The sequence below is a fragment of the Acaricomes phytoseiuli DSM 14247 genome, from assembly GCF_000376245.1.
Taxonomy (GTDB): Bacteria; Actinomycetota; Actinomycetes; order Actinomycetales; family Micrococcaceae; genus Renibacterium; species Renibacterium phytoseiuli.
In genome coordinates this window covers 35587-43209 of record NZ_AQXM01000044.1, presented here as the reverse complement: position 1 = coordinate 43209, position 7623 = coordinate 35587, and the positions used below count along the sequence as shown (strand labels likewise).

7 protein-coding genes and 1 pseudogene are annotated in these 7623 nt (G+C 64.7%); all 8 read left to right on the top strand.

Annotated elements, in window-relative coordinates; genetic code table 11:
* Window positions 1-245: integrase core domain-containing protein (locus tag C501_RS12305; RefSeq protein WP_018134147.1), on the top strand; the 245-nt coding region annotated here is incomplete at its 5' end.
* Window positions 246-275: 30 nt separating this feature from the next.
* A pseudogene (locus C501_RS14935) lies at window positions 276-1321 on the top strand (flavin monoamine oxidase family protein); the annotation flags it as partial.
* Window positions 1322-1364: 43 nt separating this feature from the next.
* Window positions 1365-2453, top strand: coding sequence for a hypothetical protein (locus C501_RS12295; protein ID WP_211206334.1), 1089 nt, complete (start codon window positions 1365-1367; stop codon window positions 2451-2453).
* Between the two features lie 2 nt (window positions 2454-2455).
* Window positions 2456-3460: an HAD-IIA family hydrolase gene (locus tag C501_RS0102970; RefSeq protein WP_051064447.1), complete on the top strand. Its 1005-nt coding sequence runs from the start codon at window positions 2456-2458 to the stop codon at window positions 3458-3460.
* A gap of 74 nt (window positions 3461-3534) precedes the next feature.
* A complete protein-coding gene (locus tag C501_RS12290) occupies window positions 3535-3825 on the top strand; it encodes a hypothetical protein (protein ID WP_018134144.1) in 291 nt (96 codons plus the stop codon).
* 5 nt (window positions 3826-3830) lie between these two features.
* On the top strand, window positions 3831-4694 hold the full coding sequence (locus C501_RS0102960; protein ID WP_018134143.1) for a TlyA family RNA methyltransferase: 864 nt from the start codon (window positions 3831-3833) through the stop codon (window positions 4692-4694).
* A gap of 43 nt (window positions 4695-4737) precedes the next feature.
* Complete coding sequence (locus tag C501_RS0102955) at window positions 4738-5805, top strand: NAD kinase (protein WP_156807600.1); 1068 nt, start codon at window positions 4738-4740, stop codon at window positions 5803-5805.
* A 60-nt stretch (window positions 5806-5865) separates the two neighbouring features.
* The gene (recN, locus tag C501_RS0102950) at window positions 5866-7617 is read left to right on the top strand and encodes a DNA repair protein RecN (RefSeq protein ID WP_018134141.1); all 1752 of its coding nucleotides are present in this window, start codon (window positions 5866-5868) and stop codon (window positions 7615-7617) included.
* Window positions 7618-7623 lie beyond the last annotated feature (6 nt).

Genomic DNA, 7623 nt, shown 5'->3' with positions numbered 1-7623 from the left:
CTGTCGGCGATAGCTACGATAACGCCCTCGCTGAGACGATCAACGGGCTGTATAAAACCGAGCTGATCAAACCGGGCAAGCCCTGGCGAAACCTCGAAGAGATCGAGATCGCGACGGCTGAATGGGTTGATTGGTACAACCACCATCGCCTCTACGAGCACTGCGGAGACATCCCACCGGCAGAACTCGAAGCAGACCCCTACGCTAAAACCACAGCCCAACAACCCGTTGAGCTGACCGTTTGAGAAACCCTCCGGACACACCGGGGCGATTCAGCCCAGCTCGACGGCCTAGCCTTAGAGCTGGGCGCAAAAGAACCCTGGACGCATTCGAGAGCTCGAGAGCTGGATACGGTGTCTTTTGCGGCTTGGTTGGAGCGGTAATCGACGGACTCGTAGGCCTGCCGTTTGATCGGGATGTTCATCGCCGGCGCGATGCTCACCAAGCCGGTCCATGCCTTTTCCGCCTTGAAGGCAGTCAAGATAGCGGCCTCAGCTGGATCATTCAGCAATATCCTGAATGAGAACTTCATCCTGGATCGCAGAATCGTCGGCGGCATGCAGTCGGTCAGCCAAGCCTTAGCGGATCAGCTTACCGGCTCGGCGGTTCTCGAGGCACCGGTGAGTGTGCTGCAGTGGCAAAAAGATCGGGTCACGCTCGGGCAGATGCGGCTTCTGAAACGCAACACCGGGTGTAAGCCCGTCGAGCGATCATCGCAATACTGCCGACCCTCTACAGCTAGATTTCCTTCATGCCGCTCCTGCCTGCGCGCCAGCAGCAGATGCATCAACACCTGTCCATGGGACTGGTGATCAAAGTGCACGCCGTTTACCACCGCCCATTCTGGCGTGAGAACGGCCTTTCCGGCACCGGATTCGGCGTGAGGCGGCTCGTACAAGAGGTTTATGACAACACGAATCATGATGATCCGCGCGGCACGCTAGTCGGTTTCGTCAGCGATGAAGCCGCAGATCAGATGCTGGCTCTGCCCGAAGCCGAGCGTCGCCGCCTGATCTTGGAGTCCCTCTCACGTTATCTGGGGTCGGAGGCCCTGCACTCCGAAGTGTATTTCGACTCTGACTGGGCCAGCGAAGAATGGACTCGTGGAGGATATGCCGCCAGTTTCGACTTGGGTGGGTTGAGCCGTTACGGGGCGGATCAGCGCCAATCCATCGGGCCGATTCACTGGGCAAGTTCAGACGTGGCCGCTGAAGGATTCCAGCACGTCGATGGTGCTCTGCGGATGGGTAAGCAGGCGGCTCAGGACATTCTCGACGAATTTTCGGAAGGCGTTTCGGAAGACACAGACACGGTAGAATAATGCGGGCTTGGCTCAGATGAGCAGTAGCGAGGAATGAGGGGTTATGCCGGAACATAGCGAAGACGGGGTGCGCCGCTCCGGTGACTCGCGACGGGGTGAGCCTCGTCGATTAGAACACCGGGATCGTGCTGACCAGAAGCGATCTTCTTCCTCTGAACGTCGTAGCGATGGGCGGTCTCGGCGGGGCGCGTCGGAGAGTCCGCAGCAGCTAGGTCGTGATGCCAACAGCTACCGGCGGGGCGAAGAGCGCGCGGACGGGAAACCGATGCGGGTCGAGCGGCCCAGGCCGCAGCGCGAGAATCGCGAGAGCGTCAGAGGCGATGGGCGAGAGCAGGGCGTTCGGGATGCTGACGGCAGGATCGCCAACCCCCGGGACCTGCGCCGGTCGAATCGTCCCGACCGGGAGCGCTCGCCCGATATCGATGAAGGCGTCACGGGCACGGAGCTCGATGGCACCATCCGCGCCCAGCTGCGCACTCTGGAAACCCGTAACGGGGAATGGGTGGCCAAGCATCTGGTCATGGCGGGCCGGTTGATCGATGAAGAGCCGGAGCTGGCGTTCCAGCACGCGCTTGCGGCAAGCCGCCGAGGCGGCCGCCTGGCTGCTGTGCGCGAAGCCGTGGGCCTCACCGCTTACGCCGCAGGTCATTATGATGAGGCTCTGCGCGAGCTGCGCACCTTCCGCCGGATCTCCGGAGCGCATCTGCACCTGCCCCTGATGGCGGACAGCGAACGAGGCCTCGGCCGGCCGGATAGGGCGCTTGAACTGGCGCACAGCCCAGAAGCCGCTGAACTGGATGCCGCAGGCCGGGCCGAACTCGCTATCGTGGCGGCAGGGGCCCGTGGCGACCAGGGGCAGTGGCAGGCAGCCGCTGCTGAGCTGCGGATTCCGCACCTGGACAAGAACCGCGCTTTCTCCTTCTCGCCCCGGCTCTTCCAAGCCTATGCTGAGGTCCTGGATCAGCTGGGCCGGAACGACGAAGCGACTTCCTGGCGCAAGCAGGCTGCCCTGGCTGAACGGGCGCTCGGTGCCGAAGAGGAACCGGAGATCATCGACCTGCTGGGTGATGATGACGACGCTGACACTGAGCCATCGGAAGAGAGCAGGCCGGAACAGCAGGTTCAGGACTAGTGATGCCTGTTCAGGCCGGAAGCGAGGGCATCGTGCTCGCCGAGCTTTATGACGCACTGCTCTGCGATCTGGATGGAGTGGTGTACGCCGGCCCGGAAGCCATTGCTGGGGCGATTCCGGCGCTCGACCAGGCCACCCGTTCCGGGCTTAAGCTCGGTTATGTCACGAATAATGCCTCGCGTAGCCCGCAGCAGGTCGCTGCCCACCTACGCGAGCTGGGGGCGCCGGCGGAACCGGAGCAGGTCTTCGGCTCCGCGCAGGCCGGTGCCGAACTGCTCGCAGAACGGCTGCAGCGTGGGGCGACGGTTCTGGTGGTGGGGGCTGAGGCGCTCGCGGCCGAGGTCAGCGCACTCGGTTTCCGGGCGCTGCGAGAGCGGGACCTGGCGGAGCCTCCCGCCGCGGTGATCCAGGGCTTCTCGCCGGACCTCGGCTGGCGGGATCTCGCCGAGGCCGCTTTCGCTATCAGCGATGGAGCGCTGTGGATCGCCACCAATACGGATCTCACCATTCCGGTGGCCCGAGGGGTCGCTCCGGGCAATGGCACTCTGGTCGGAGCGGTAGCGCAGGCCACTGGACGTCGGCCTCTGGTCGCAGGGAAGCCAGAGGCCGCATTATTCCGGCTCGCGGCGGAGCGGCTGGCAGCCCGTAAACCGCTGGTGATCGGTGATCGTCTGGATACGGATATCCGCGGTGGGTGCAACGCTGGTTTCAGCACCGCACTGGTGCTGACCGGGATCAATGATGTGGCCAGTGCGCTGGCCGCTGCACCGGAAGAGCGGCCGGATTATTTCCTGGACTCGCTGGAACAGATCTTCGACGCCGCACCCCGGTGCGAGCGAGAAGGCGCAGGAGTCCGGTGCGGGCAGGCTCGGGCCGAGGCCGCGGGGGATGAGCTGCTGATCAGCGCACCTGCAGGATCCCTGGATGGCAGGCGAGCCGCTGCCGCCGCCTGGTGGGCGGAGCATCCGGACCATGCCGCGAAGCCCAGCATCGAATGGTCGAGCTGAGCCGAACTGCTCGGCTGGACTAGCTCGGCTGGACTTACTCGGCTGGACTAAACCGATTGAACTAAACTGTGCCCATGACTGATGCAGCAGCTTTTCTGCCGGCAGAGCAGCGCGCCCTGCCGGGAGCTGAATTCAGCTCGGAACCTACTCCTTGGCCTGCAGGCCTGAGTGCCACCGGAGATGCCGCAGTGGATCAGCTCATGAACCTTCTTGCTGACCTGCCCGAACGGGACATCGCCGAGCACGCGGCCACCTACGAGCGGCTCCATCAAGGACTCCGCGAAGAACTCGATGCCGCTGCTGCCGCTGCTGACGCTGCTGATGCTGTGGAGGCTCCGGAAACCGGGGCCGGCTCAGCCGATTGACGACTGTGCCCCGCCTGGATCAGGAGCTGCTGAGCCGCGGCTTGGCGCGTTCGCGCACTCAAGCGGCCAAGCTCATCGCTGAAGGAGTGGTGCGCATCGACGGTGCGGTAGCCGAGAAGCCGGCGCAGCACGTCGACGCGGGGGCTGATCTGAGCGTGCAGCCGAGCGATAGCAGCAGATATGTCTCTCGAGCTGCGCTCAAACTGCAGGGTGCGCTGGATCGATTCGGCATCGACCCCAGTGGGCTGCGCTGCCTCGATGCCGGGGCCTCCACTGGAGGGTTCACGCAGGTGCTTCTGGAGGCCGGGGCGGCTGAAGTCCTGGCGGTGGATGTCGGCCACGGTCAACTGGTGGAGTCGTTGAGAGCCGATTCTCGGGTGCGTGTTCACGAAGGTTTGAACATCCGGGATTTGGATTCCGCTGATCTAGACGGTCAGGCAGCGCTGACCGTCGCGGACCTCTCTTTCATCTCCCTGACTCTGGTGCTGGCACCATTGGCGCGTGCCACCGAGCGGGGCGGAGAGCTTCTGCTCATGGTCAAACCCCAGTTCGAAGTGGGCCGGGAACGGCTGGCGAAGACCGGAGTGGTCACCAGTGAGTCAGAGCGCCGCCGTGCGGTAACCGTGGTACTGGAGTCGGCGCTGGACGCCGGCTTGCTGCTCCTGGGCATCGCGATGAGTGCGCTACCGGGTCAGGATGGCAACCGGGAGTACTTCCTCTGGCTCAGTAAGCCGTCCAGCTCAGCCGAAAATGACTCTGCCGGCGGGGAAGTTCTTTCGGCTTGGCAGCCGAAGGCGATTATGCTCGAAGGGGAGAGCCCGGCTGCTGTTGTGAGCAGACTATGGCCGGAGCATCCGTTATCAGGCTGACCGAATGAAATACGTGACGGCCTTGCTAGATGGAGGAGACGGCATGCAGCAGACCCCCAGGAGCGTTCCTGGTGCCCAGCAGCCTGGGGTGCCCGGGGAGTCAGGGGGCCGCGCGGTATTGATTCTGGTGCATACCGGGCGCGCCGAGGCGATGTCAGCTGCCCGGTACGTCTGCGAAGAACTCCATAAAGCCGGGATCGACACCATGATGACCGCGGATGACCTCGCGGATATGCGAGTGCACTTCCCGGAGCAATCCGTCCCGGCGATATCGCTTTCCGGGGAGCCGGAACAGCTTTCCGCCGAGCTTCCCGGAATCGAGCTGGTGATCGTGCTCGGCGGCGATGGCACCATTCTGCGGGCCGCTGAGCTGGTACGCGGTGCCGAAGTGCCTCTGCTCGGGGTCAACCTCGGGCACGTGGGATTCCTGGCCGAGAGCGAGCGGTCGGATCTGGCGCATACGGTCGAGCGCGTAGTGCAGCGGCGATACGAGGTCGAGGAGCGGATGACGATCGACGTCACGCTCTGGGTCGGCGGAGTCAAAGCAGCGCGCACCTGGGCGCTCAACGAAGTCTCCGTGGAGAAAAGCGACCGGGAACGGATGCTGGAGGTCGTCACCGAGGTCGACGGGCGGCCGCTCAGCGCCTTCGGCTGCGATGGCGTGGTCGTGGCCACGCCCACTGGTTCCACAGCGTATGCTTTCTCAGCGGGCGGTCCGGTGGTTTGGCCCGGTGTTGATGCCATCTTGATGGTGCCGATCAGCGCCCACGCTCTGTTCTCCAGGCCGCTGGTCGTAGCGCCGGGCTCGATGCTCGCGGTAGAAGTGCTCGACCGGACGGAAGCCCACGGCATCATGTGGTGCGATGGCAGGCGTTCCTGGCCGCTGCCTCCGGGATCCCGGATCGAAGTGACCCGCTCCGCGCTTCCGGTGATGTTAGCCAGGGTTCGTTCGGTGCCTTTCTCCGCGCGTCTGGTCCGCAAATTCGAACTGCCGGTTTCCGGCTGGCGCGGGCCTGTCGACCATGCCTCGGATGCCGGGACCGAACCAATTCCGCTGGTCCGGCCCAAACCTCGCGGGGCGCTGCCGGATCCGCAGGACACGGTGGACTAGCAGCGCGAATCACGAATCACGAATACAGCACAGCAGGAAGAGTATCTGGAGGGGCAAGGCGTGATCGAGGAGATCAGGATCCGGGACCTGGGCGTGATCGCCGAGGCCTCGCTTCCGCTCGGGCCGGGGTTCACCGTGGTCACGGGGGAGACCGGGGCGGGCAAGACCATGGTGGTGACTGCCCTGGGCCTGCTGCTCGGTGCCCGCGCCGATTCCGGGACAGTCCGTCTGGGCGCTAAGGCCGCTGCTGCAGAAGCCACGGTGCTCCTGGGGGCCGGGCATGCTGCTCTGAGCCGCGCAGAAGAAGCCGGCGCGCAGCTCGAGGAGGGCCCCGAGGATGCTGAGCAGTCAGCCGCCACCGAGCTCCTGATTTCCCGGACCGTTGCCGCAGACGGCCGCAGCAGAGCTTTTCTCGGTGGCCGTTCGGTGCCCGCCGCAGTGCTCTCGGAAGTGGGCTCCGAGCTCGTCGCAGTGCACGGCCAGAGTGAGCAGATCCGGCTGCGCAGCTCCACGGCTCAGCGTGAAGCCCTCGACGCCTTCGCCGCTTCGGGAACTGCCGGGTCCTTCCCGCGGTTCCGGGACTGCCTCGCGGAGTACCGGTCACTGTATGAACGGTGGCGGCAGGACAGCGCCAGGCTTCGGCAGCGCCAGGACTCAGGTGCCGAACGGCAGCGGCAGGCTGCTGATCTGGAAGCCGCCCTCGCCGAGGTGGAACGGGTCGATCCCCAGCCCGGAGAGGACGTGCAGCTCAAGGCGGAGTCTTTGCGGCTGACTCATCTGGAAGCCCTCCGCCTAGCAGCGGGTGCGGCTCACGAGCTTCTGATCCGAGAAGACTTCGGCGAGGCTCCCGATGCCACGTCGCTCGTCGACACTGCTCGGCGTGCGCTGGATCAGGTCTCTGAACATGATGAAGCGCTAGGACGCGCCGCGGAGCGGCTCACAGAGGCGGGTTATCTGCTCAATGACATCGCTGCCGAGCTCGCCAGCTACCAGGCGGGCCTGGACGCCGATGCCCAGGGCCGGCTGGTCGTCATCGAGGACCGGCGGGGCGAGCTCAACAAACTGCTGCGCACGCATGGCCATGACACGGTCGACGCGCTTCTGTCCTGGTCACAGGATGCGGCCCTAATTCTTGCGGATCTGCAGGGCGGAACGGATTCCATCGCAGCGCTGGAAGCCGCGGTGCAAGAAGCCGGGAGCCAGCTGGATGCCCTGGCTGCTCAGCTGCGCCAGGATCGAAAGGCAGCGGCGGCGGAGCTCTCCGAGCGGGTCACTGCCGAACTCACGACGCTCGCGATGCCGCAGGCTAGAGTGCAGATCGAGGTGAAGCCGTCGGACCGTGGGCCTTACGGTATCGATGACGTGGCGTTCCTGCTGCAACCGCATCCAGGCGCGGCGCTGCGGCCGGTGGCGAAGGGAGCATCGGGAGGGGAGCTATCCCGGGTGATGCTCGCCCTGGAGGTGGTTCTCGCGGCTGCAGATCCCGTTCCCACCTTTGTCTTCGATGAAGTGGATGCCGGAGTCGGGGGTAAGGCTGCGGTGGAGATCGGGCGGCGGCTCGCCGCCCTGGCGCAGCATGTCCAGGTCATCGTCGTGACCCATCTACCCCAGGTTGCGGCTTTTGCCGACCGTCATATTCGGGTGCTCAAGACGAGTGATGCTCAGCTGACATCATCGGACGTCATGGCCCTGGATCAGGAGGAGCGGGTCGCGGAACTCGCCCGGATGCTTGCGGGCCAGGAAGATTCCCAGCGGGCACGGGATCATGCTCGTGAATTGCTCGACCAAGCTGAGCTGGAGCGCAGCAAATAATGGTAA